Origin of the sequence: Chitinophaga niastensis, from assembly GCF_003014755.1 — a bacterium.
Taxonomy (GTDB): Bacteria; Bacteroidota; Bacteroidia; order Chitinophagales; family Chitinophagaceae; genus Chitinophaga; species Chitinophaga niastensis.
The window spans coordinates 123,127-146,348 of sequence record NZ_PYAW01000009.1 but is presented as its reverse complement, the minus strand read 5'-3'; the positions used below and the strand labels follow the sequence as shown (position 1 = coordinate 146,348).

General features: G+C 43.9%; 17 protein-coding genes. 8 read left to right on the top strand and 9 right to left on the bottom strand.

What is annotated here, in order from left to right:
* The first annotated feature begins 13 nt into the window (after positions 1-13).
* The 4 genes from CLV51_RS26880 (at position 14) to CLV51_RS26865 (ending at position 7,100) form a co-directional block, all read left to right on the top strand.
* On the top strand, positions 14-1,054 hold the full coding sequence (locus CLV51_RS26880; protein ID WP_106531207.1) for a sugar phosphate isomerase/epimerase family protein: 1,041 nt from the start codon (positions 14-16) through the stop codon (positions 1,052-1,054).
* Between the two features lie 57 nt (positions 1,055-1,111).
* Positions 1,112-2,260, top strand: coding sequence for a Gfo/Idh/MocA family protein (locus CLV51_RS26875; RefSeq protein ID WP_106531206.1), 1,149 nt, complete (start codon positions 1,112-1,114; stop codon positions 2,258-2,260).
* A 54-nt stretch (positions 2,261-2,314) separates the two neighbouring features.
* Positions 2,315-3,076, top strand: a complete 762-nt coding sequence (locus CLV51_RS26870; protein ID WP_106531205.1) for a 3-keto-disaccharide hydrolase — start codon at positions 2,315-2,317, stop codon at positions 3,074-3,076.
* A 331-nt stretch (positions 3,077-3,407) separates the two neighbouring features.
* The gene (locus CLV51_RS26865; RefSeq protein WP_106531204.1) at positions 3,408-7,100 is read left to right on the top strand and encodes a M43 family zinc metalloprotease; all 3,693 of its coding nucleotides are present in this window, start codon (positions 3,408-3,410) and stop codon (positions 7,098-7,100) included.
* Between the two features lie 95 nt (positions 7,101-7,195).
* Here CLV51_RS26865 and CLV51_RS26860 read toward each other — a convergent pair whose 3' ends face one another.
* Entirely contained in the window at positions 7,196-8,107 is a 912-nt protein-coding gene (locus tag CLV51_RS26860; protein ID WP_106531203.1) for a PorP/SprF family type IX secretion system membrane protein, read from the bottom strand.
* Positions 8,108-8,509: 402 nt separating this feature from the next.
* Positions 8,510-9,898, bottom strand: coding sequence for an aminopeptidase P family protein (locus CLV51_RS26855; protein ID WP_106531202.1), 1,389 nt, complete (start codon positions 9,896-9,898; stop codon positions 8,510-8,512).
* Between the two features lie 157 nt (positions 9,899-10,055).
* Here CLV51_RS26855 and CLV51_RS26850 point away from each other — a divergent pair, with 157 nt between their 5' ends.
* Together CLV51_RS26850 and CLV51_RS26845 are read left to right on the top strand one after the other, a co-directional pair.
* Positions 10,056-11,774, top strand: coding sequence for a peptide MFS transporter (locus CLV51_RS26850; protein ID WP_106531201.1), 1,719 nt, complete (start codon positions 10,056-10,058; stop codon positions 11,772-11,774).
* 50 nt (positions 11,775-11,824) lie between these two features.
* Positions 11,825-12,352 (top strand): 5' nucleotidase, NT5C type, encoded by a 528-nt coding sequence (locus CLV51_RS26845; protein WP_106531200.1) that lies wholly within the window; start codon positions 11,825-11,827, stop codon positions 12,350-12,352.
* A 9-nt stretch (positions 12,353-12,361) separates the two neighbouring features.
* On the opposite strand, the gene CLV51_RS26840 is transcribed toward CLV51_RS26845, so the two are convergent.
* From CLV51_RS26840 to CLV51_RS26825, 4 genes are all read right to left on the bottom strand, one after another.
* Complete coding sequence (locus CLV51_RS26840; protein ID WP_106531199.1) at positions 12,362-13,042, bottom strand: ABC transporter ATP-binding protein; 681 nt, start codon at positions 13,040-13,042, stop codon at positions 12,362-12,364.
* Between the two features lies 1 nt (position 13,043).
* Positions 13,044-14,303 carry an ABC transporter permease gene (locus tag CLV51_RS26835; RefSeq protein WP_106531198.1) on the bottom strand — a complete coding sequence of 420 codons (1,260 nt, stop codon included), beginning with the start codon at positions 14,301-14,303 and terminating at the stop codon, positions 13,044-13,046.
* The gene (locus CLV51_RS26830) at positions 14,300-15,391 is read right to left on the bottom strand and encodes an efflux RND transporter periplasmic adaptor subunit (protein WP_245898972.1); all 1,092 of its coding nucleotides are present in this window, start codon (positions 15,389-15,391) and stop codon (positions 14,300-14,302) included. Before CLV51_RS26830 ends, CLV51_RS26835 begins: the two co-directional genes overlap by 4 nt.
* Before the next feature lie 116 nt (positions 15,392-15,507).
* Complete coding sequence (locus CLV51_RS26825; protein WP_106531196.1) at positions 15,508-16,116, bottom strand: hydrolase; 609 nt, start codon at positions 16,114-16,116, stop codon at positions 15,508-15,510.
* Positions 16,117-16,244: 128 nt separating this feature from the next.
* On the opposite strand from CLV51_RS26825, the gene CLV51_RS26820 reads away from it, so the two are divergent.
* Both CLV51_RS26820 and CLV51_RS26815 read left to right on the top strand, forming a co-directional pair.
* Positions 16,245-16,742, top strand: coding sequence for a GNAT family N-acetyltransferase (locus CLV51_RS26820; protein WP_106531195.1), 498 nt, complete (start codon positions 16,245-16,247; stop codon positions 16,740-16,742).
* Between the two features lie 5 nt (positions 16,743-16,747).
* Positions 16,748-17,230: a MarR family winged helix-turn-helix transcriptional regulator gene (locus CLV51_RS26815; RefSeq protein WP_245898970.1), complete on the top strand. Its 483-nt coding sequence runs from the start codon at positions 16,748-16,750 to the stop codon at positions 17,228-17,230.
* Positions 17,231-17,241: 11 nt separating this feature from the next.
* On the opposite strand, the gene CLV51_RS26810 is transcribed toward CLV51_RS26815, so the two are convergent.
* The 3 genes from CLV51_RS26810 to CLV51_RS26800 form a co-directional block, all read right to left on the bottom strand.
* Positions 17,242-17,853, bottom strand: coding sequence for a hypothetical protein (locus tag CLV51_RS26810; protein ID WP_106531194.1), 612 nt, complete (start codon positions 17,851-17,853; stop codon positions 17,242-17,244).
* 259 nt (positions 17,854-18,112) lie between these two features.
* Positions 18,113-19,585, bottom strand: coding sequence for a RagB/SusD family nutrient uptake outer membrane protein (locus tag CLV51_RS26805; RefSeq protein WP_106531193.1), 1,473 nt, complete (start codon positions 19,583-19,585; stop codon positions 18,113-18,115).
* Between the two features lie 12 nt (positions 19,586-19,597).
* Complete coding sequence (locus CLV51_RS26800) at positions 19,598-22,867, bottom strand: SusC/RagA family TonB-linked outer membrane protein (RefSeq protein ID WP_106531192.1); 3,270 nt, start codon at positions 22,865-22,867, stop codon at positions 19,598-19,600.
* Positions 22,868-23,222: the final 355 nt, after the last annotated feature.

Sequence of the window (23,222 nt, the reverse complement as noted above, 5' to 3'; positions counted from 1 at the left end):
TTAATGCTACATTATGAAAGAAAATAATTATCCAAAGCTCCACAACGCCACCTGGCCGGGCATTGTAGGCAAAGGGGCTGATTCAGAGCCTGTCATTGCATTTGATACCCTATTGGAAATGACTGCCGCTGCCGAAGTAGACGGCGTTAAATTCGACGGCATAGACATCGGTCTTTTTGATCCTCATTTTCCTGTTGACAGTTCCGCAGACGGCATCAAAAAGCTGGCAGACAAAGTAGCTTCCTTTAACCTGGAGATAGGCAGCCTGGTAGCACCTATCTGGCCACCCAGTGGTGGTTCCGCCATGGGCAGCAAAGAAGAGCGGGCGCAATTTGTAACGCAGGTACGCAAGTCGTGCCAGATAGCTCAACAATTGCGTGAGCTGGGTATTCGTCCCAATGGTGTCATACGCATTGATTCTGCCAGCACACCCGAAAGCTGGACAAAGGACCCTGCTACCAATACCAAACTCATTGCACAAACATTCCGGGAAGCGGGTGATGTAGCCGCTGACTATGGCGAAAAATTAGCAGCAGAGGGCGAAATTTGCTGGGGCGGCATGCATAGCTGGAAAGCTATGATCGAAACATTAGAAGCCGTAAACCGGCCTAATATTGGCTTCCAGGCGGATATGGCACACACTCTGCTCTACCTCCTGGGTTATAATAGTCCAGCAGACCGCATATTACCGGCTGATTTCAACTGGAATGACAGGGACGCACTTGCTGCCGGACTGCGTACATTAACGCAAGCGCTGCGCCCATGGACCACAGATTTTCACGTTGCGCAAAATGATGGCACCGTGCATGGTACCGGTTCACACGATAAAACAGGGCGGCATTGTTTAGCTACTGATCCAAACGGCAAGCTGGATATTGCCACCGATGCGGGCTACTGGCTGCGTGATGATAAAGGTGCGCTCACTAAGGCATTCCGCCACATTTGCTGGGATGGTTGCATGTTCCCTAATGAAGTGATGACGCAACCGAAGACATGGAACGATATTCTGGCGTCGATGGTACAGGTGCGGCAGCTGCATGGATGGTATGAATAGTTTATTAAGGAGAGGCCCGGATGAAAAACATTTCAGGCCACATAATCACTCACAACTATGACAAAAAAGAAAGAACTGAGGATAGGCTTAATAGGATGTGGCTTTATGGGCAGAACACATTCCAATGGTTACCTGCGCGTGGGAAACTTTTTCCCGGAGCTGACTTATCAGCCGGTGCTGAAAGCGGTTTGTTCCCGCACCGAAAACAAAGCGCAGGCTTTTGCCGGTCAATGGGGTTACCAGTCTGTAGAAACAGATTGGAAATCCATGATTGCACGTGACGATATTGATGCTATAGATATTTGTACACCCAATGATAAACACGCAGAAATTGCTATTGCAGCTGCAGCAGCGGGTAAAATGATCCTCTGCGAAAAGCCGCTGGCGCGCACGCTGGACGAATCACGTGGAATGGTGGACGCTATTGAAAAAGCAGGTGTAGCTAATACCGTATGGTATAATTACCGCCGCATCCCGGCAGTTACACTGGCCAAACAAATCATTGATTCGGGTAAGCTGGGCCGTATCTTTCATTATCGTGCTAACTTCCTGCAGGATTGGACCATCAACGCTAATCTGCCACAAGGTGGAGAAGGCTTATGGCGTATGGATGCCGATGTAGCCGGTTCCGGTGTGGTAGGTGATCTGCTCTCCCACTGTATTGACACAGCCATATGGCTTAACGGCAGTATCAAAAATGTGTCCGGCATGACAGAAACATTTGTGAAAGAACGTATGCATCAGCTGACCGGTAAAGTAGAAAAAGTAAATATTGATGATGCGTGCGCTTTCATGTGCCGATTTAACAACGGCTCCCTTGGCCTGTTTGAATCAACCCGTTATGCACGCGGACATAAAGCTTTATATACATTTGAAATCAATGGAGAAAACGCTTCTATCCGCTGGGACTTACACGATTTAAACCGCCTGGAATATTTTGATAACGCAGACGCATCTACGTTACGTGGGTGGCGTTCTATTCATGTTACAGACGGGGATCAGCCTTACATGGATAAATGGTGGGTACCCGGACTGGGTATCGGTTATGAGCATTCGTTTGTACACCAGGTAGCAGATTTTCTCCGGAGCCTGGAAACAGGCACACCATGTTCACCTACCTTCAGGGAGGCATTGGAAACACAGCAGGTATGCCAGGCAGTACTGGATTCTGCAGCTTCCGGCACCTGGAAAAATACCAATGCCTGACAAGGTACCGTTTATGGCTATACGAAAATTAATCATCATCTTAAAAAAATAACTATGCTGAAAAGACCGCATGCTTTATTTGCTCCGCTCGCAGCCATTCCTTTCCTGTTCATGGCGGGCAGCTGTAATACCAGCAACGGCATGGACAATAAAAATGGCTATGTACAAATTTTTGATGGCAAAACATTAAAGGGCTGGGAAGCTGATGGTACTCACTGGCGCGTAGAAAATGGTAATTTAGTAGGTGAAGTGACGCCTGCTACAGCAATAAAAACCAACAACTTTATTATCTGGAAAGGCGGACTGCCAGCTAATTTCGAGCTCACGCTCGAATTTAGGATTTCAAAAGACGGTAACAGCGGTATCAATTACCGCAGTGAAACTTTACCGGATATACCGTATGCTTTAAAAGGCTACCAGGCAGATATAGATGGCGCCAACCATTACACAGGACAGAACTATGAAGAACGCGGACGCACTACACTGGCGTATCGCGGACAAAAAACAACTATCCCGCCGCCAACAACATCTTTACAGGATGGGATAAAAAATAATGCCTGGACCGCCGCCAAACCCACTGCATCACTGGGCAATTCAGATTCCCTGCAAAGGCTTATTAAAAGTGAGGATTGGAATAAATGTCATTTAGTGATAAAGGGCAACCATTTACAGCACTATATCAATGGTGTTTTAATGAGCGACGTGACAGATAATGATAAAGTGAATGGCAAGTCGAAAGGCTTATTGGGCCTGCAAGTACACGTAGGACCTCCTATGAAAGTGGAGTACCGCAATATTATGCTGAAACAAAAATAAACGGTGAATGCTGAGATAGACTGTGTCAGAGGCTAACACCTTTGACGCAGTTTTTTTTGCGGAAATAAAATAAACACCTTCTTTATTATCTGTCCCGGATAACTGCCATTTTCCCGCATTGATCTCAAAAAATAAAAAAAATTTAATACTGGTTACACCCATTTTCTCGTACTGGTTGTTTATGTATCACCGGTATTGTTGAAATACCGGTTGGGCGATCGTTCAAACCAAAATCAAACCTTTTAAAAAATAGTTTCACGTATGAATTTAACTGTCCGGATTTCCGGGCCAGGCATTGCTATGCCGCTGTAACCACTAAAATCCCTTTACAATGAAAATCTATCTACACAAGTGCAGGACGCTGGTTGCGCTCCTGTTATGTTTAACTGTCCACGTAAGTACGGCGCAAAAAAAGATTCCGCCGCTGCCCGATCACTGCGCTTCCAGCAGGGTTATGAAAGATTTGTATCATCAAATTCCATCAACACAAAACGCTGCTAATAAACAGGAGGCTTTTACACGCCAGTTTATCAGCAACAAACAAAATCAGCGCCTCGCGGCAACTGCAGTACCGGTGGAATACGTGATACCGATTGTTTTTCACGTGAATGATGCGGTGAATCCCGAAAAGGTTACCATGGCCCAGATAGAGTCTGCTATGGACATCCTCAATGAAGATTACAGTGCCACCAACTGGGATTTTTCCGCTATTGATCCACGTTTCAAGTCACTGGCAGCCAATCTTCATATCACTTTCAAACTGGCTGATATTGATCCGGATGGTAATCCTACTACAGGTGTCACCTATCATTACAACGACCTCGATGGCCGTTCTCCTGATGGTTACGGCAGCGCCGTGAAGCATATCTCTTACTGGCCAGGTGAAAAATACCTGAACGTATGGGTTGTAAATGAAGTAGAGAAAAAAGGCGTCTTCAATAACTCAGGCTGGGCTTTTCTTCCGGATGACTGGGTATATAACAATAAGCTGGATGGGATTATGTACAACTGCCGGTACCTGGGTGCTGAAGGCGTAGGTTGTTCAGAAGTAGGCTACCCGGGCATGAAACGGGTATTAACGCATGAAATAGGGCACTTCCTTAATTTGCTGCATACCTTCGAGAACGGGTGTAATGCACCCGGTGATTATGTAGACGATACCCCGCCTACTACTGTAAACTCCGGTTGTGACGTGAATGCGCACCCCTGTGGCCCTGTAGCCAATATTGAAAATTACATGGACTACGCTTCCTGTACCAAAATGTTTACCCTGGGGCAGAGCGACAGGATGATAGCTGCACTTAATAGTAATACAGGCCGGCGCAGTAACCTTTGGTCAGCCACTAATCTTGCAGCCACCATTATCACGGCGCCGGCTAAACGATTTTTATTTTCTACTGTACAATTTGTTGAAAGCGATAAAAACGATGGTAGTGTAGGCGTAGATATGGGAAATGGTACATGGGGCAAAGCTACTGTTACTGCCCTTGATGGAGCAAAATTTGTTAACAGCACAGGGCTATTGGTGAGTGGTGTGGATTTCACCACCCAAAACCTGCCTGCTGGTCTTGCTGTTAAAATTGATCTGCAAACAGACAGCACTGCGCTGCTTTCCTTCACTGGTAAAGCGCTTCAACACGGTGTTGCCAACAATACAGACAGCCTGAAAATAACATTCCTGAACCCTGCCATTGCAGGAGGCACAGCCGGTTTGTTTAATCCAACAACTACGCTGAGTATTCACTTTATTGATCCCTATAAGATAGTTTATAAGGACGTGGATGATGTAGTTATTGATCAGAATAATAACTTTGTTTACTTCAGTATGGGTGTGGGAGACGCTAACTATGGAGGATGGTGGTACCAGGGCAAATTAAGATTTGAAACCTACCAGAAAGCAGCGGTATGTGAGGATCGTACCGTAAATATCACACCACTGGAGGCTAATACCCTGATCGGCCTAAATTCAAACTTTGTAAATGGTGGTCCGTTCCCCTTCGAGCATGATATTTATTCCCCTACTTATAATCAATGGGATGGAAAAACAGCCTTCATCGGTGTTCGTTTTACCATTAAAGGAAAGTATCATTATGGCTGGATGAGAATGACCGTCTTCCCCGGAGGCAATAAATATATCATCCGCGACTATGCTTACAATGAAGCTCCGGAGGCAGATATTCGTGCCGGAGAAGTATCGTCAGTCGAAGTATCCTGGTCTGGTGGCAATTACAAGGAAACATTGGCCAACGATGGCAGCATCGGCGATACCACTGATCTTTTCATGTACAGCACCCGGTTTGCTATCGGCACAGGTAATTTCATAAAGAATACGCATTATACGGTGAGTAATTTACCGGCAGGACTGGAAGTACAGCTGGTAGCTACTGACAGGAAAAATGCACGGCTATATTTTAGCGGTAAAGCCTATGACCATACCACTGCCAACAATACCAATAATGTGGTGGTTACATTACTCCCTGCTGCCTTTGAAGGCATCAGTAAAACATTTGGCACTGCTTCCAAAACGTTGAGTATCACCTATCGTAATCCATATATCATCAAGTATGTAGATGTTCCGGATACGACCGTCAGCCCATCCAATCCATGGTCATTCTTCTGGCTGGAAGATGCGCCGGACATAGGTTATGGCATCTGGATACAAAACGGGCAGGCACGTTTTGAAACCTATAACCGTGAAATGGTTTGTGTAAACGGTACAAAAAATATCACCCTGATTCCTGCCAATACCGTCATTGACAGTAGCGCTAATTTTGTAGCCGGTGGTAATTACCCTGATGAACATAATATTAATGCTGCCAATTATACTACCTGGAATGGACAAAACGGCTACGCCGGATTCAGGTATGTAAATGCAGGAGAAACCAATTATGGCTGGTTCCATTTTAGTGTTGCGGCAGACGGGCATTCCTATACCCTGCTGGATTATGCTTATAATACCAAACCTGGTGCCCCTATCACCACAGGACAACATACGATAGACAGCAGCATTATTCCGGTAGCGGCATTCACGGCGGATAGCAGTACTACCATTAAAAAAGGTAAGACCGTTGGCTTTACAGATCAAAGCACCGGCTATGTACTTCACCGCAACTGGACTTTTACAGGCGGTTCTCCTGCTTCAGACACCAGTATGCATCCGGTGGTTACTTATCTTAACAAGGGCGTTTACCTGGTAACGTTAGTTGTAACCGGAAAATCAGGTAACGACACGCTTACCAAAGCAACTTATATCACCGTAACAGATGATTCGCTTGCACACGTTGGTGATTACTGTACAGCCAGTACTGCACTTAATTACAATAGTATTACCAATGTTAAATTTGCAGGGATCGATCAGCCTTCTTTGTGGAATGGATACAGCGACTTCACTACTGATAAAGCAGTAGTTGTTCCGGGACGTTCGTATGACCTGGAAATTAGTACACAGATTGATTACTGGAATGACATTGCGGTAGCGGCATGGATAGACTGGAATGGCGATAAGGTACTGGATGAGGCTACGGAAAAAGTATATGTAAAACGCGGTACCGGTCCGTATAAACAAACCATTACAGTGCCGGCCAATGCTGTAACCGGGCCTACGTTGATGCGTATACGTTTGGGTTACGGCTATGATTTAATCAGCTGTGGCCAGGATGCTTATATGGGAGAGGTAGAAGATTATTCCATCAACATTACTACTGATACCCTCGCCATGGCAACTGCAAGGATGGCTACAACTTCCGTTATTGCCATTGTTCCTCATCTTCAGTCAGTTGATGGTTTGAAAGCAACCAATCCGTTTACAGATAATATCAGTATATGGTATACAGCAAAATCTGAAGGCAAGGCATTGATCAGGTTATTTGATCTGCAAGGGAACATTATAGTTCAAAAAATAAAATATGCTAACAAAGGACAACAGGTCTTCCGGCTGGAAGGATTGTCTGGCTTGCCTGCGGGATTTTATATCATCGATATAAATTCATCCGGAGAACATGCCCGTACGAAGGTGGTGAAATAGATATGTGTGGTTATAAAATGAGGGAGGCCGTCTCAGAACAATGAGACGGCCTTTTTTATTTAAAACAGCCTGATTCCGGGCAAATCAGACCAGACTTACCTGATATTCAAACGCAGATTGATCTCAAAACTATTAGCCATAATAGTGCTATAACCGGTTGTTTGGGTAATATAGACAGCCTGTAAGGCAATAAATGACTTATAATTAAACCCGGCACCGGCACTAACACTGCCACTGCTGTGATACATGCCAAATACATTGGCCCAGTCGTTGAGTAAACCTATGTTGGCACCGGCATCAATAATATTTTCTTCTCCCCTTACACCCCTGTAACAAACTTTAGGCTCAATGCCGCTGATCTCATTACCCAGGTTAAATTTATAGGCAGCAGCGCTGAAGAAAGTGGCCAGTCCTGCTATATTCTTCTCATCGTTCTTAACCTGTCCTATCAGGTTAGGCATAGCCACCTGTATAGTGAAATGATGATCTGTATAGGCCATTCCGAAATCGCTTTCAAAATAATTATCCCTGCGGTTAAAAGCGCCCAGAGACGGGTCATTCATATCTCCGTTCAGGTCTTTGATATTAAGGCGCTGCACTTCAACGGCGAGCGACAAACCAAAACTAAGCGACTGGTCATTCATTCCCACCGGAAGATGGTATGCATAGGTAAGCGCCGCTTTGGTACGCTGTAATAAACCGGCTTTATCGTTGTATACATTGAAGCCCGCTCCTACCCGATGTCCCATGTAAGCATCCACAGAAGCCGTTTGTGTAACCGGTGCACCGGGAATACCATCTGATGGACGGCGGTAAGATACATTGATATGTATACCTGAATCCAGGCCGGCCATAGCCGGGTTAGCCAGGTACTGATTAAAAAAATACTGGGCGGCAGGAGGATCAAACACACTAACAGTCCTGCCTACCGTCTGCGCCTGTAGCGTATGCACAGAGAACGTCATCAGAAAAAAAACAACCGCGTATAGGGGAGTACAAAATTTCATATTGTTTTAATTATTATTAGAAGCATTTTTCTAAGCATAGGAAAGAAATGATGCCAAAATAGCCATGGGACTTGTTTCAACTTAAAATAAATCAGCTGCACTATTGGAGTTCATCTTGGGATATGGGTAAATTTCTTCGACTCTTCAGACTTATAAGGATGGTTGATACTATATGATCCGATAGAAGTGGATGCAAGTTTATGATAAAAACTTACATATACAAGTTTTTAATACAAAAAATAAATGGTAGCCTTATTGCTGCAGGGAGGAAGCAGGAGAAAACAAAACGGGGTATCCTGGCTTTTTAAAAATCTTTACAGGCAGCTACATAAAAATTCCATGCAACTGCCTGTAAAGTAATCTAAAAATTATTTGATAGCCAACATCCTATGGGACACACGGTCAGGAGGCTATTTCTTTTTCAATTTCAGCAGCAGTAGCAGCCAAAGGTCGTCCTAATAAACGGCTGCCAGTTGCTGTTATCAGGAAGTTGTTTTCTACACGCACACCGCCAAAATTTTTATACCCGGCTAATTTTTCATAATTGATGAAATTCGTATGTTTCCCGGCAGCCTGCCATGCATCGGTTAACAGCGGATTAAAATAAATGCCTGGTTCTACGGTTAACACAAAACCGTCTTCCAGTGCACGTCCCAGGCGAAGAGACTTCAGACCGAAATCAGTACTCTTTTTCAGGTCATCTGTATAACCTACGTATTCCTCTCCCAGATTCTCCATATCATGAATATCCAATCCCATCATATGCCCCAGGCCACAGGGAAAAAACAGCGTGTGCGCCCCTGCCTGTACGGCTTCTTTCGCATCACCTTTCATGACACCAATCTGCGCCAGCCCCTCTGCCAGCTTTTCACAGGCCAGCAAATGTACCTCTTTAAATAAAATACCTGGTTTTAATGCATTGACAGCCGTCTGATATGCATTAAATACGATATCATAAATTTCCCGTTGCACAGTACTGAACTTTTTATTTACCGGATGGGTACGGGTAAGATCACCGGCATAGTGCATAGCACTCTCTGCTCCGCAATCACATAAAACTAATTGTCCGTTTTGCAGCACATGATTACCGGGATGATTATGCAAAAACTCTCCGTTCACGGTCAGGATAACAGGAAAAGAGAGGTTGCCCCCTGCCCCTACAGCAACGCCCTGCAACTGACCGGCGATCTCGGTTTCTGTGACACCTGCCTTTGCCAGCTGCATGGCTTTCAATTGCATATCAATAGTTGTATTCACTGCAATTTCAATCTCCTGCACTTCTGCTACCGTTTTTATTGAACGCTGTTTTACGATAGCCTTAATTAAAGTAAGCGATGCCTGCTCCGCTAACAAAGCCACCGGAATATTCAGGTAACCACTCAACATCACTGCGGTATCTGCTTTGTATGGTGGCAGGAAGTGAACAGTTTGTTTTTTACGCAGCGCATTTTCCAGCAAAGAGGCTAGCGCAGACAAAGGCTGTACATCCGTAATCCCCGACCATGCGGCTTGTGCAGCTAATGTATCCGTGGGGCCTGTCCACATGATCTCTTCTATTGTCAGGTCATTGCCAAATAATACTTCCCGGTCGTTATCAACATCAATAACGAAAGTAAGGCCTGGTCTGTCTATTCCAGTAAAATATAAAAAACAGCTATCCTGACGGAAAGGATACAGGTTATCCTTGTAATTCATACTGCTGTCTTCATTTCCGGGGAGTAAGATGATGCCGTTTCCCAGATCTGACTTTAAGCGATTTCTTCTCGAGATATAAGTTTCTTTTGAAAACATACGGATGCTTTTAGATGATATTGCATCAAAAGTATTTAACAAAAATTAATAAACACCAGTTAGGTTAAAATAAGCAGACACCTGGTTAATTATTGCAAACAGATATCTGCGCAGGAAACGCATATTTGAATAAGTATCATCGTACTGCCAAAACACTATGCCTGTAAATATCAACCAGCAACCGCACCCCAAAGGACTTTATATTTTATTTGCAACAGAAATGTGGGAGCGGTTTAACTACTATGGCATGCGTGCTGTACTTATCCTGTTCATGACCAAAGCATTATTATTTAATAAGGTTTTTGCGTCTAATCTTTATGGCAGCTATACCGGGCTTATTTATCTTACACCACTGCTGGGAGGCTATATTGCCGACCGCTACTGGGGTAATTCCCGCGCTATTATTGCAGGCGGGATCGTGATGGTCATAGGAGAAATCATCCTGTTTATGAGCAGCACCGTTTATCATACGATGCCGTCCCTTTCTATCCTGCTCTTTTTCTCCGGATTGGGATGTATGATTGCAGGCAATGGTTTTTTCAAGCCTAACATATCTTCCCTGGTAGGACAGCTGTATCCTGCGGGTGATAAAAGAACAGATGTTGCTTATACTATTTTTTACATGGGCATTAATACCGGTGGCGCCTTAGGTCCTGTTATTTGTGGACTTACCGGAGATACCGGTGATCCTTCGGATTTCAAATGGGCCTTCATGGCTGGCGGTATCAGTATGGCGCTCAGTGTGGTGGTACAAAAAATATTTCATCACAAATATGTAGTTGATCCTGCAGGAAAAGTGCTTGGATTAACGCCGGAAAATGCATCTCCCAAAGCATTACAGCCCCTGTTAATGATCGGCGGGCTAATGCTGACCTCATTCCTGATGATTGGCTTATTATACATCGACGCCAAAGTGGTAAATTACCTGTCATATTTGATGCTGGCGGCGGTAATATTCATTGCGGCAATTATTTTTGGTGACAAATCGCTTACCCGTATTGAGCGACAACGGATCAAGGTTATTTTTATCATCTCTTTCTTTGTTATATTTTTCTGGAGTGCTTTTGAGCAGGCAGGTGCTTCGCTTACCTTTTTTGCAGATGAACAAACCAACAGGCACCTGGGCTGGAAGATCCCGGTCTGGTGTATAGGTATCATATCCTGTTTTTTACTATACATTGTATACCGGCTTTTCAGAAAAGCACAACATCACTTATCATCAGCGGCAGACCGATTATTACGCAATACCATGTATGTATTGTTATTGCTCTTCTTCATTGGTATTGTTGGCATTAATAGTTATCTCTTTTTGCTGCATGGCGCCTATATTTTACTCGACGATGTACCTCCCAGTCTGTTTCTTTCCCTGGGCTCTTTCTTTATCGTAATTTTTGCGCCTCTCTTTGCCTGGTTATGGACGCGATTAGGGAAATATGAACCGTTGCCACCCACCAAAATGGCTATAGGCTTGTTATTCCTATCTCTTGGATATTTATGGATTGCTTTTGGCGTAAAAGAAGTACAGCCCGGTGTTAAGGTGAGTATGATCTGGATTACCGGTATGTATGCCCTGCATACTTTTGGAGAACTGTGTTTGTCGCCGGTTGGGCTTTCACTGGTAAATAAACTCGCACCCATTAAATTTGCTTCCCTGTTGATGGCAGTATGGTTTCTGGCTACAGCGGCGGCCAACAAGCTCGCCGGTGTATTAAGCACCCTGTATCCTGAGAAAAACAAGGTAATTATGCTGATAGGTCATCCTATTCGTAATGCTTACGATTTCTTTATGTTGTTTGTATTTATGGCAAGTTTCGCTGCAGTCATACTTTTGCTGATTACCAAACGGCTAACCGCCATGACAATACTGAAAAAATAGCACAGCGTATGCAGTAATTATTATCTTAGTAGTCATAAAATGATGAACCGATGCAGCTATCTATTGCCATAGACATGGACGAAACCATTGCCGATCCTATTAAAAAAGCCAGAGAATGGTATTACAGAGATTTTGGTAAAACCTTTACTACAGAAGAATTACACGGCAAATCACTAACAGATATATTGCCGGCTGAGCATAAACTCAAAATCAGGGAATACCTGAATACGCCCGGTTTTTTCCGTGATATCGATGTATTTCCGCATGCACAGGAAGTGTTGGAAGAACTGAATAAAAAATACAAATTGTTTATTGTGTCTGCTGCCATGGAGTTTCCTACTTCGCTGAAAGATAAATACGACTGGCTGCAGGATAACTTTCCGTTTCTGAGCTGGAAACAGTTTTGTTTTTGCGGCGACAAATCCATTGTACAAACGGATATTATGATTGACGATCTTACCCGCAACTTTGCGCATTTTAAGGGCAAACCTTATTTATACAGCGGCCATCATAATATTCATGCAGAAGGCTTTGAGCGGATCCTTGACTGGCAGGACGCAGTAGCCAAGCTATTGTAAGCAGCTTTGTCACTGCCTGATAATTTTACCATCTTCCATTTCTATAATCCGGTTAGTATGATCGGCAAAGGTTTGGTCGTGGGTTACGATCAGTAGCGTTTGATTGTATTCTGCCGTCAGTTGCTGAAAAATATCAAATACAATTTGCCCGTTTTTTTTGTCAAGATTGCCAGTAGGCTCATCACCAATAACTATTATAGGATCATTGATGAGTGCCCTGCAAATAGCTACCCTTTGTTTTTCACCACCAGATAACTGGTTTGCATTTTTTAACGCCAGCTGATCAATATGCAACATTTTCAGGCGTTCAATGGCCCGGTGCTCCACTTCTTTTTCTGCATACCTGTTCAGCTTGAGCCCCGGCAGCATTACATTTTTGAGCACACTAAACTCATTCAGTAAATAATGGAACTGAAACACAAAACCTATTTTTTCATTGCGGATACGCGCCAGTTGTTTTTCTTTTTTGTTGGTGATACGTTCCTGATCAATAAATAATTCTCCTTCGTAATCAGTGTCCATAGTAGAAAGGATGTACAGCAGCGTAGACTTACCACAGCCGGATTTCCCTACTACGGAAACAAATTCTCCTTTATTAACAGCAATATTGATATCATGTAGTACCGGTACCGTTACCGGGTCATGAAAAGATTTATTAATATGCCTCGCCTGCAAAATAACCTCGTTCATATTATTTTCCTCTTATAATAATTACAGGATCTACCCTGCTGGCCTTTCTGGCAGGAAAGAAGCCGGCAAAATAAGTAGTGACCAATGAAAACGTTGCGCCTATGAAATAAAAAGCAGGATCATAATTCACCGGATAGGTAGTAATAGTAGGCAATGCAGCCGTTTTAAAGGGGATCTGATCAATGACATTTGACAACAAAAAACCAAAAAACAATCCTACTATTCCGCCAAAAAAACCGATACTCAGCGCTATCACTAAAAACACGCGGTTCACATCACTGCCGGAAAATCCGGTTGCTTTTAAAATGGCGATGGAATCCATCTTCTCATAAATCATCATGTTTAAAATATTATAGATCCCGAATCCGGCTACTATCAATAAGGTGATACCTACTGCATATGAGATGAGTGTTCTGATAAAACTACCTGTTTCAAATTGTGAATTAGCTGTTTGAATATCTTCTGTATCAGCCTGAAACAATGTGCTGTATTCCTTTGCCACAGCGGGCGCCAGGTTTATATCCTTTAACTTTACCTGTATATCAGTAATATAATTATTAGGTTTCCCTAATAATTTTTGTGTGGTATTAATAGATGCATAACATTGCACTTTATCAAAATCCTGTAAGCCGGATTGAAAGAAGCCTACTACTTTTAATGGTACAATGCCGCCCTGGGAAGTGGTTACCTGTACTACATCTCCGGGTTCTGCCAACAATTTCTCCGCTACGCCTTTTCCCAGGATAATACTATTGGGCACATTATTAAGATCAACGGCTGCACCTGTAATGATATAATCATTAAAATGAAACAGGTTACTTTCTGCCAGCACATCAATACCATTAATCACACCAGTGATATCGATGGTACCGGTATTGAAGAGAACAGGCGCCGTTATTCTGGGTGCAAAACCCAGTACACGCAGATCGCTTCTGATAGATTGCATAACAGCGCCGCTGTTGTAGATCTCCTGCCGGCTGCCGGTAGCCTTTATCGACTTAATAAAATTGTAGGATTTTTTATATTGACCAGATACATTTACCGGTTGATTTTTGTTAGGCTTAATTTCATTATAGATACGCACATGAGGTGTTCTGTTCAGAATTAATCCATCCAGCAAACCATTCAATCCTGTCATAAAGCTCAACAAAGTAATGAACATGGTGATACTGAATGTAACGCCAATAGCTGCTACCAGCGTTTGTTTCCAGCGTGCCAGCAACAGTGATGCCGATATATTAAAAATTAATTTGTAATTCATTTCACCGGTTTAATAATTACATCTCCCGCTGTAAGTCCGCTGACTATTTCTACTTTCTGATAATCTTTTAATCCGGTTGTTACTTTTCTTTTTTCCTTATTCTCCAACAAAACGTAGGCATCTTCTACCAGGTAATTACGCGGAATAGTTAATGCTTTATCTTTTGTTTGTATGATGATATTTGCTTCCAGTGTGAGGTTGGGATAGATGACCGGTGGTTGTGTCACAAACCGGGCATCTACTGTAAATGACCTGGAACGTTCGTTCATGATGGGGTATATTTTTTCTACTGTTGCCTCAAAGGCTTGTCCCTTATAGCTATCCAGGGTAATCAATACTTTTTGTCCTAACCTGATCCTGGCAATATCATATTCATCGGCCTGTAATTCCAGGTAAAAGTCGCTGGCATCACCAATAATAGCCACCGGAGCTTGTGTGTTTACCATTTCACCGGCCTTCTTCAACACACTGTATACTTTACCATTGATATCGCTTTTCACTGTATAATCATTGCTCATGGTAGTGCTGATCTGCAAATTTTTACTGGATTGTTTAGCTGTAAAGTTCAGCTGCTTCTGCAGGTCGTTGTATTTGAATACCGCTGCATTATATGCGGTGAGTGAGCTTTTATAGGCCAGTTCCGCCTGTTCCACCTGGTGTAAGCTACCAATTTGTTGCTGCCAGAGGCTGCGTTGCCGGAACAGCAACAGGGAGTCATTGGCCAGTTTTACTTTAGCGAGGTCAATATTTATTTTCAGCTCATTGAGTTTATCGGTATTGGCGCTCACGGCTGCATATGCGGCGGATAGCCTGGCATTCTCTGTATTTAATTCCGATGTTTCATTTAAAACCTTCAGGATAGGATCTCCTTTTTTCACCGTATCCCCTTCTGTTACCGCGATGCTTACTATCAGGCCGTTTACCTTAGAATACACCTGGTACTGGTGCCTGCTTTTAATGATGCCGGATGCGTACACCGACTCTGAAATATTTTCTACCACAGGCTGTGTCTTATCCCATTTGCTTTTACAGGAAGCCAGCATAAAAATGACCAGTATAGCGGAAAATAATATTTTCATCGTCTTCATGCAATACATTTTTCCCGGTAAACAGGCTTTTGCCTTCGTTGATACAAGGGCGTTAGTGATCTTTACCGGTTTACCAAATGTAGCGATTATAAGAGAAATAGCGGTCCGGTAAATAGTTAAAACAATACCGCTGACGGCTGGTGTTTCACTATAAATGCAATCAGATCGTCCTGTGCGATGGCTGCGCGTTCGCAGGCATCCTGGATATCATCACGCGATACATTCGCAGCAAAAGATTTTTCTTTCAGTCTTTTTTTAACTCCCTTTACATCCATACTATCATAACCACCAGGGCGCATGAGCGAATAAGCGTGCACCAATCCTGATAGCTCATCGAAGGCATACAGCATCTTATCCATTTGTGTGACGGGATCTACACCAAAATAGGCCGGACCATGGGAGGCAATGGCCCTGATTATTTCCGGGCATATCTTCCGTGATTCCAGTTCTGTAATAATTTTAATACAATGCTGATCCGGCCACTGGTCCCAGTCTGCATCATGTAATAGTCCTGCCATTTCCCAGCGCCATTGTCCCTGCTCATCAAGCCCTTCTTTTTCAGCTGCCCATCGTTGCATCAGGTAACCCACCTGTTGCATATGCACGCGCAGCTTTGTGTTGATTACCCAGCTGAGTAATAGTTCCTGTGCGGCCTCTTTTGTTAATGTATTCCCCGCATTTTCGGGCTGCCCAAATTCATTTCTTCCAAGATTCAAATTCGCCATAACATAGTTGTTTACATCTATCTAAAAATATTGCCGGTACTGGCAATATCTAATTTTTTATCTGTTAAAAAAATTTTATTTTGATTTATGTAGTCAACTACGTAGTTTTGTACTATAAATCCATGGTAATGACTACAGTACCCACTATCACAATGATTGATAATCGATTCTGCAAAGAAATTATTGACATTATCCTGCCTATCCAGCAAATTGAGTTCAACGTGCCTATCACCCTGGAAGATCAGCCGGACCTGTTGGATATTGAGGCTAACTATCATCAGACAGGCGGCGGTTTTTGGGGCGCCAGCGTAGACGATGAGCTGGTGGGCACTATTGCCTTGATTGCCACCGGGCACCAGGCAGGCGCCATCCGCAAAATGTTTGTAAAAAAAGCGTTCCGGGGAAAAGAGCTGGGCCTCGCCCAACAGTTGCTGGAAACCCTCATTGCTTATTGTAAGTCCGTACAGATAACAGATCTTTACCTGGGAACAGTAACCAAGCTACAAGCTGCTATGCGCTTTTATGAACGTAATAATTTTAAAGAGATAAAAAAAGCGGATTTACCATCGTATTTTCCGGTGATGAATGCCGATAATATCTTCTATCATTTACACCTTAACGATTAATAAGCATGATAAATGTTATTGACCAATCGGGTATCCTGGCTATTTCTACCCGGTTACAAAGACTCAGCGACCAGCTACGCAAAGATGGACAGCTGATCTATAAGGCTAATGGCATTGACTTTGAGCCCAAATGGTTCCCCGTCATTTATACCCTGCACCAAAAAAATATTCTCAGCGTGGTGGAAGTAGCCCTTGAAATAGGCTACTCCCATCCTTCCACCATCAGCCTGCTCAAAGAACTGGAGAAACAAAAGCTCATCCGTTCTAAAAAAGATAAAACGGATGAAAGAAAACGTTTGATACAACTCACTGAAAAGGGGAACCTGTTAGTAATACAGATGCAACCGGTATGGAAGAACATGGTAAAAGCGCTGACAGCACTAACGGATACAAAAAACAACCTGATGAAAGCGATTGATGAGGTAGAGAAACAAATGAGGCAACAAAGTTTTTTTGAGCGGGAGCAGTTGATCAATCGGGATAAATAGCCGGCTGTTATTTAGCTTAAAATGCCTTCCACCAATGCCTTCCATTGGATCTTTGATACACTCATCGCACTGGAGGAGCCTATTATTGCATTCCTGATCTTATCGGCTATATCGGCTACTTTGGTATTAGGCACTTCATTGCGCCCGTAAACACTGGCCGTTACGGTGTTATGATCCCTGGTTATTACAAATGAACTGCTGGCTTCCTTGCGTAAAAAATGAGCAATGCCGGAATGCTTTTGAACGGGATGCTCGCTGGGTCTGGCCCTGATGAAAAATACTTCCTGGTGTGTGTTGAGGATCACATGTTCTTTCTGTTCAATCTTTACCCAGTCGAATCCCTTGCCGGCATTGGTTCCCGGACCGGGGATATCTATTCGTATATACATGCCCGTTTCTGCAAAACCATCTATCGGTTTATCGGCAGCATTTACCAGCTGAAATGCAGATAACAAAGTGCCGCACCAGTTTGCCCAATGATTTACATCTACCAGTCGTTCCATTGCCTCCTGAAAAAAACGTCTGGCTGCAGATTCATCCTCCGCCTTCCTTATAGCAGAAGTGGCGGTTTCTTCACCAGTGTACTGTGCAGGTATAAACGGTGCTGCAATATTATTTCCCATATCAAAAATTTTATTAGTGGAAAATATGCGGGCCTGATCAGGCAGAGAGGAGATCAGGGGCTACTACCCTTCCCTCTATCTCAATATAGGCAAATCCTGCGAATCGTTGTACAATAAAGTAGACGCAGCCATACATGTAGCGGCGTTGTTTTACTCACACAGCGTCACTGGCATGCTGCGCCTCTGCCGGGAAACAAGCCAATGCTCCCGGCAACATAAAACGCTTCTTCCTTGTCTGTTTAGTTCAAACCGGCTATCATCATGGATTCTGAGGAAAGTTAGCCGGATCGTTGTGAATATCAATTTCGCTTTGCGGAATAGGGTACAGCAACCGGTTAGCCGTTAGCACCGGTGTTTGTAATCCATACTCTTTCAGCAAATGCGCCTGCATAATAGCTAACCCTTTGGAATAGCGGATGAGATCAAACCAGCGGTTGTTCTCAAAGGCAAGCTCCACGCGCCTTTCGGCAAAGATGGCATCCCGGAAACTGTTCTGGTCCGGTAAGTCGGCGGCCGTTTTTGCATTCAACCCTGCTCGTCGTCTTACCTGGTTCAGGTAATCAAAGGCAGTACCAGCACCGGCAGCGGGGCTATAACCCTGTTCATTTAATGCCTCAGCGGCCAGCAACAGTACATCTGCATAACGCAATATCGGGAAGCTGCTGCCTCCATCTGCGGTAGCACCCGGAGGATCTAAATATTTCTTTACATAATTACCTTTCTGCTGCGTAGTGGCGTTACTGTTAGACACTGTATCCAGCGATGCTATCAGGCGCTTATCACCCCCTTCATAAGCAGCAACGATGTCGTGTGTAGGCCGGTTGTTATTGGAGCCGCCGTAGCTGGCGCCATTAAAGTAAAAGGAAAATGGTACCATATCCGAAAAAAAGTTGTTGCCTTCGGAAGGGCTCAGGCCCTTTTTAAACCGCACGGTAAACAGCACTTCCGGGTTGATAACATTGGCCGGCGTATACAGACTGGCATAATCCGTCAACAACGTATAGCCGTTTACGTTTTTTAATACATTGGTGGCATCACTCCACTTTTTTTCCGTTACGTATACTTTACCCAGCAAACCATTGGCACTGCCTGCGGTAGCTCTCCCATAGTCGTTTGCGTTAGTGTATGCAGCAGGAAGCAGTGTAGCCGCGGATTGCAGATCTTTTTCAATCTGTGCATATACCACTGCTACATCATTTCTTTTATCATTTAAAGCTTCGGAGGTAGATTCTGTTTTAATCACCAGCGGCACCTTGCCGTAGAGCCGTACCAGGTCGAAGTATACGAGGGCTCTCAGAAACAAGGCCTCCCCTTTGAATTGTTTTTTTGAGGAGTCCGGAATACCTGCTGCATCAATATGATCCAGTACTGCATTGGCTCTGGAGATGGTTACATAAGAACCGGCATATACATCTGTAATAAAAGAGTTGCTGCTGGTTTCTGTAAACAGGTCCAGTTGTGAAGCGCCGCCGCCGAGTGCTGCCCTGTCCTGAATATCTGTATTATCACTTCTCACTTCCATCAGGTAATAACTGGATTTACCATAGGTGCGTATGCTCTGTAACCCATCGTAGACGGCATTTACGCCTTGTTGAAAGTCTGAGGCCGACTTAAAAAAAGTAGCCGTCGTTTGATTGGACACGGGTGCCAGGTCAATAAAATCTTTTTTGCAGGAAGATACTACCGTTGCCAGCGACATTGTGATGAATGCGATTGTTATATTAAACTTCATAAGTTCCTGTTTTTAGAATGAAAGATTTAAACCGGCAGTGAATGTTTTGGGTAACGGATACGTACCATAATCTTCTCCCTGTGATAAAGGGCTGTCCGGTCTGGCATTGACTTCCGGGTTATAGCCCGTGTAATGTGTCCAGGTATAAATATTCTGACCGGAGAGATAAATGCGCAGGCCCTGTATTTTGTTATGCACCAGTTTTGGATTGATGGTGTAACCGATCGTCAGGTTACGTAAACGCACATACGAACCATCTTCTACAAAAAAGGAACTGATCTGTGCACTGTTGCCGCTGGTAGCGCGGTTGGCCCGCAAAGAATTACCATCACCGGGGTCTGTAGGGGATTTCCAGTAACCAAGCTCTCCTGCCATCTGGTTAGCATTACCTTCTCCGTTATAAAGATACCTGCGTTGCAGGTTCATCACCTGGTTACCTTGTGTTGCCTGTAGTGCCACTGTCAGATCAAAACCTTTGTACTTAAATTCGTTGGTAAGCCCCCATATAAATTTGGGAAAATAGCTGCCTATATCGGTTCTGTCTTTTGCATCAATTTTATTATCCTGGTTCACGTCTATGAATTTGCGGTCCCCTGGTTTAGTGCTGGCATAATGCGGATAAGCATCTATTGCTGCCTGATCTTTATAAGTGCCTCCGTTCACATAGCCGTAATAGCTGCCTATGGGCGATCCTACCTTAGTGATGAACAATTGAGAGATAGTACCGTTACCGCCATCAGAGATGATAGGTGCGCCGTTAGCACCGAGCTGCAACACTTTGTTTTTATTAGCTGAAATATTGAAACTGGTATTCCAGATAAAAGCATGGGTAAAGTTGCGGGTAGTAAGACCAAACTCCACACCTGTATTCCGTACCTTACCGATATTCTTTAAAGCAGTACCAAAGCCGGAACTCAGCGGCACCGGTACATTCAGTAACAGGTCTGAAGTAGTAGCCCGATAATAATCTGCGCTGAGATAAATTCTGTTGGTGAATAATCCTATATCGATACCTGCATTCAGTTGTACCGTTCTTTCCCAGGTAAGATCTGCATTGGCAGGCTGTGATAAACCTACGCCATTTACCGCAGTACCGGTACCACTGCCTAATACGTAGTTGTTGGATGACAATAAATCATATGATGCATAATTCGCAATCTGGAAATTACCGGAGGTACCATAACTTACCCTGGCCTTCAATTCAGAAATAGCAGGCACTTTAAAGAAAGGCTCATTGCTGATGAGCCATCCGCCTGAAACGGAGGGGAAATAACCCCATTTATTATTAGCACCAAAGCGGGAAGATCCGTCACTACGAATGCTGGCAGATACAAAATATTTATCTGCATAATTATAATTTATTCTTCCCAAAAAAGATAACAACGACCATTGCGATGTGGTGGAAGTACCGCTGGTAATAGTTGCCGCATTCAACGTTTGCACTGCATCGTTAGGAAAACCGGTACCATCTGTTTCGTTGGCTTTGGTGGTATTCTTCTGCGAAGTGTAACCTGCCAATACATCAAACTTATGTTTACTGTTGAGCGCAAACTGGTAGTTCAGGGTATTTTCCCAGAGCCAGTTGGCAGACAATGCTGTTTGCGCAGCACCTTTAGGGATAGTGGGGGCCGACTGCTGCACGGGTTTATAACTACCCAATGTAGAAGGCCGGAAATAATTGCGACTAAAATAATTGATATCTGATCCGAAGAAAGTTTTAAACTTTAATCCTTTTATGATTTCATATTCGCCATATACACTTCCCAGGTTGCGCACATGATCCATTTTATCTTTGATCTGCGTAGCCAGTGCTACCGGGTTTTCGCCACCTGAATAACCATATGCCCAGGAGTTTTGTTTGTTGGTAGCAAAAGAGCCATCGGGGTTATACACGGGGAATACCGGGGAGGCTTTCAGCGCATTACTGAGGATGCCGTCGTAGGTCCATGGTCCTTCTGTATTGATCAGGTCATAGTGATCAAAAGTAGGGTTTAATGACACACCTACTTTTAATTTTGAAGTAAGATCTGCGGTGAGATTTACCCGTACACCATATCGCTTATAACCTGATCCGATAACGATACCGCTCTGATCGAGATAGTTACCGGAGATGTAATACTGAAACTTATCATTACCACCGGAAGCCGACAGCGTATGATTTTGTATAGGTGCTGTTCTGAACAATGCACTTTGCCAGTCGGTGTTTGTTAAGCCGCTGTTACCCGCCAGGTAAGGCAATATTTCAGGCGGGATCTGGAAGTTGGCATTACTGCCACGGGTAGCATTGTCGTCTGTAATTTTACCGGTGGGTATTGCGTCCAGGTAAGCATTGTTTTTGGCATCAAAGGAAAATTTAGACCACTGATATGCGTCCATTACCTTGATCTTTTTAGTTACCTGCTGAAAGCCCGCATACATGCTATAGGAAAAGGCGGGAGGCCCTTCCCGCTTTCCTTTTTTAGTAGTGATCAATACAACACCGTTAGAGGCACGCGAGCCGTAAATAGAGGCGGATGATGCATCTTTCAGGATGTCGATAGATGCAATATCGTCGCTGTTTAAAGTGCTAAGCGGATCAGGTGATTTCTGGAAAGATGCCTGCCCGGTGATGTTTACCACATCTGTGCTGCCCTGTAAACTTTTCAGGTCATTGGAAAGGGGAATGCCATCAATCACGTACAAAGGATCAATGCCTGCGGAGATAGAGTTCAATCCCCTGATGCGTACGCTGATGCTTCCTCCCGGTGCGCCCGTGTTTTGCAACACCTGTACGCCTGGTACTTTGCCCGCTATAGCTTGTTCAAAGCTCGTTACCGGCTGATCTTTCAGGTCGGCGGAGCGGATAGAAGCAACGGCGCCGGTAATTTCCTTGCGGCGTTGTACACCATAACCTACCACCACTACCTGGTTCAGGGAAGAAGTAGATTCTTTCAGCGCGGCAGATACTTGCTGTGGCTTATCGGTGGTTATTGTAACACCTGTTACAATAACCGGTTCGTATCCTACCGAAGTAAATTTAAAACTGTAAGGTCCGCCGGCCGCCAGGTTAGTAAACTGAAAAGCTCCGGCACCATTGGTTTGCGTGGCCGTAGTCACACCCGTACTTTCATTTTTTGCCACCACAGACACGCCCGGCACCACTTCGTTGTGCTCATTTCGTGCCATACCGGTAACGCTTATACGTTTTTCCTGTGCCCATAAGCTTACAGGAGATAGTAGGGTGAGGAGCAGGAAGATGCTCAGCCATTTTTCTTTGAAAGCCCGAAAGTAAAAAAGATCCATAGGTGTTTTTGATTTTAAGCTCTACCCCAGTCCTTTTCCGCCCAAAGCGAAGGTGGTACTCAGATAGTTGCCAGCTGTAAATGCTTACGAATTTTATAAAGGTTGTGTATGATGATTCAGGTTGAATGCGTGCGACAAGAACAACAAATTGATGAATACATGCTAATCATTTTATTATCAATATGGAGATAAAAGTAATAACAACTTTTTAGTCTACCAAATTAATAGACTATTAAACACGAAGATATTTTATGAATGACAGTCGCGCTCCTGTTGAAGGAACAGCAACTGGATAAGATTAGTAACGGCTTGTTACTTTAAGTTACAATATAAGCAACCAGGAAAAAAGAATGAT

Bases quoted from the DNA above. Each gene is read 5' to 3' on its own strand.
- CLV51_RS26880 (WP_106531207.1), top strand. From the start codon at position 14: ATGAAAGAAAATAATTATCCAAAGCTCCACAACGCCACCTGGCCGGGC.
- CLV51_RS26875 (WP_106531206.1), top strand. From the start codon at position 1,112: ATGACAAAAAAGAAAGAACTGAGGATAGGCTTAATAGGATGTGGCTTT.
- CLV51_RS26870 (WP_106531205.1), top strand. From the start codon at position 2,315: ATGCTGAAAAGACCGCATGCTTTATTTGCTCCGCTCGCAGCCATTCCT.
- CLV51_RS26865 (WP_106531204.1), top strand. From the start codon at position 3,408: ATGAAAATCTATCTACACAAGTGCAGGACGCTGGTTGCGCTCCTGTTA.
- CLV51_RS26860 (WP_106531203.1), bottom strand. From the start codon at position 8,107: ATGAAATTTTGTACTCCCCTATACGCGGTTGTTTTTTTTCTGATGACG.
- CLV51_RS26855 (WP_106531202.1), bottom strand. From the start codon at position 9,898: ATGTTTTCAAAAGAAACTTATATCTCGAGAAGAAATCGCTTAAAGTCA.
- CLV51_RS26850 (WP_106531201.1), top strand. From the start codon at position 10,056: ATGCCTGTAAATATCAACCAGCAACCGCACCCCAAAGGACTTTATATT.
- CLV51_RS26845 (WP_106531200.1), top strand. From the start codon at position 11,825: ATGCAGCTATCTATTGCCATAGACATGGACGAAACCATTGCCGATCCT.
- CLV51_RS26840 (WP_106531199.1), bottom strand. From the start codon at position 13,042: ATGAACGAGGTTATTTTGCAGGCGAGGCATATTAATAAATCTTTTCAT.
- CLV51_RS26835 (WP_106531198.1), bottom strand. From the start codon at position 14,303: ATGAATTACAAATTAATTTTTAATATATCGGCATCACTGTTGCTGGCA.
- CLV51_RS26830 (WP_245898972.1), bottom strand. From the start codon at position 15,391: ATGAAGACGATGAAAATATTATTTTCCGCTATACTGGTCATTTTTATG.
- CLV51_RS26825 (WP_106531196.1), bottom strand. From the start codon at position 16,116: ATGGCGAATTTGAATCTTGGAAGAAATGAATTTGGGCAGCCCGAAAAT.
- CLV51_RS26820 (WP_106531195.1), top strand. From the start codon at position 16,245: ATGACTACAGTACCCACTATCACAATGATTGATAATCGATTCTGCAAA.
- CLV51_RS26815 (WP_245898970.1), top strand. From the start codon at position 16,748: ATGATAAATGTTATTGACCAATCGGGTATCCTGGCTATTTCTACCCGG.
- CLV51_RS26810 (WP_106531194.1), bottom strand. From the start codon at position 17,853: ATGGGAAATAATATTGCAGCACCGTTTATACCTGCACAGTACACTGGT.
- CLV51_RS26805 (WP_106531193.1), bottom strand. From the start codon at position 19,585: ATGAAGTTTAATATAACAATCGCATTCATCACAATGTCGCTGGCAACG.
- CLV51_RS26800 (WP_106531192.1), bottom strand. From the start codon at position 22,867: ATGGATCTTTTTTACTTTCGGGCTTTCAAAGAAAAATGGCTGAGCATC.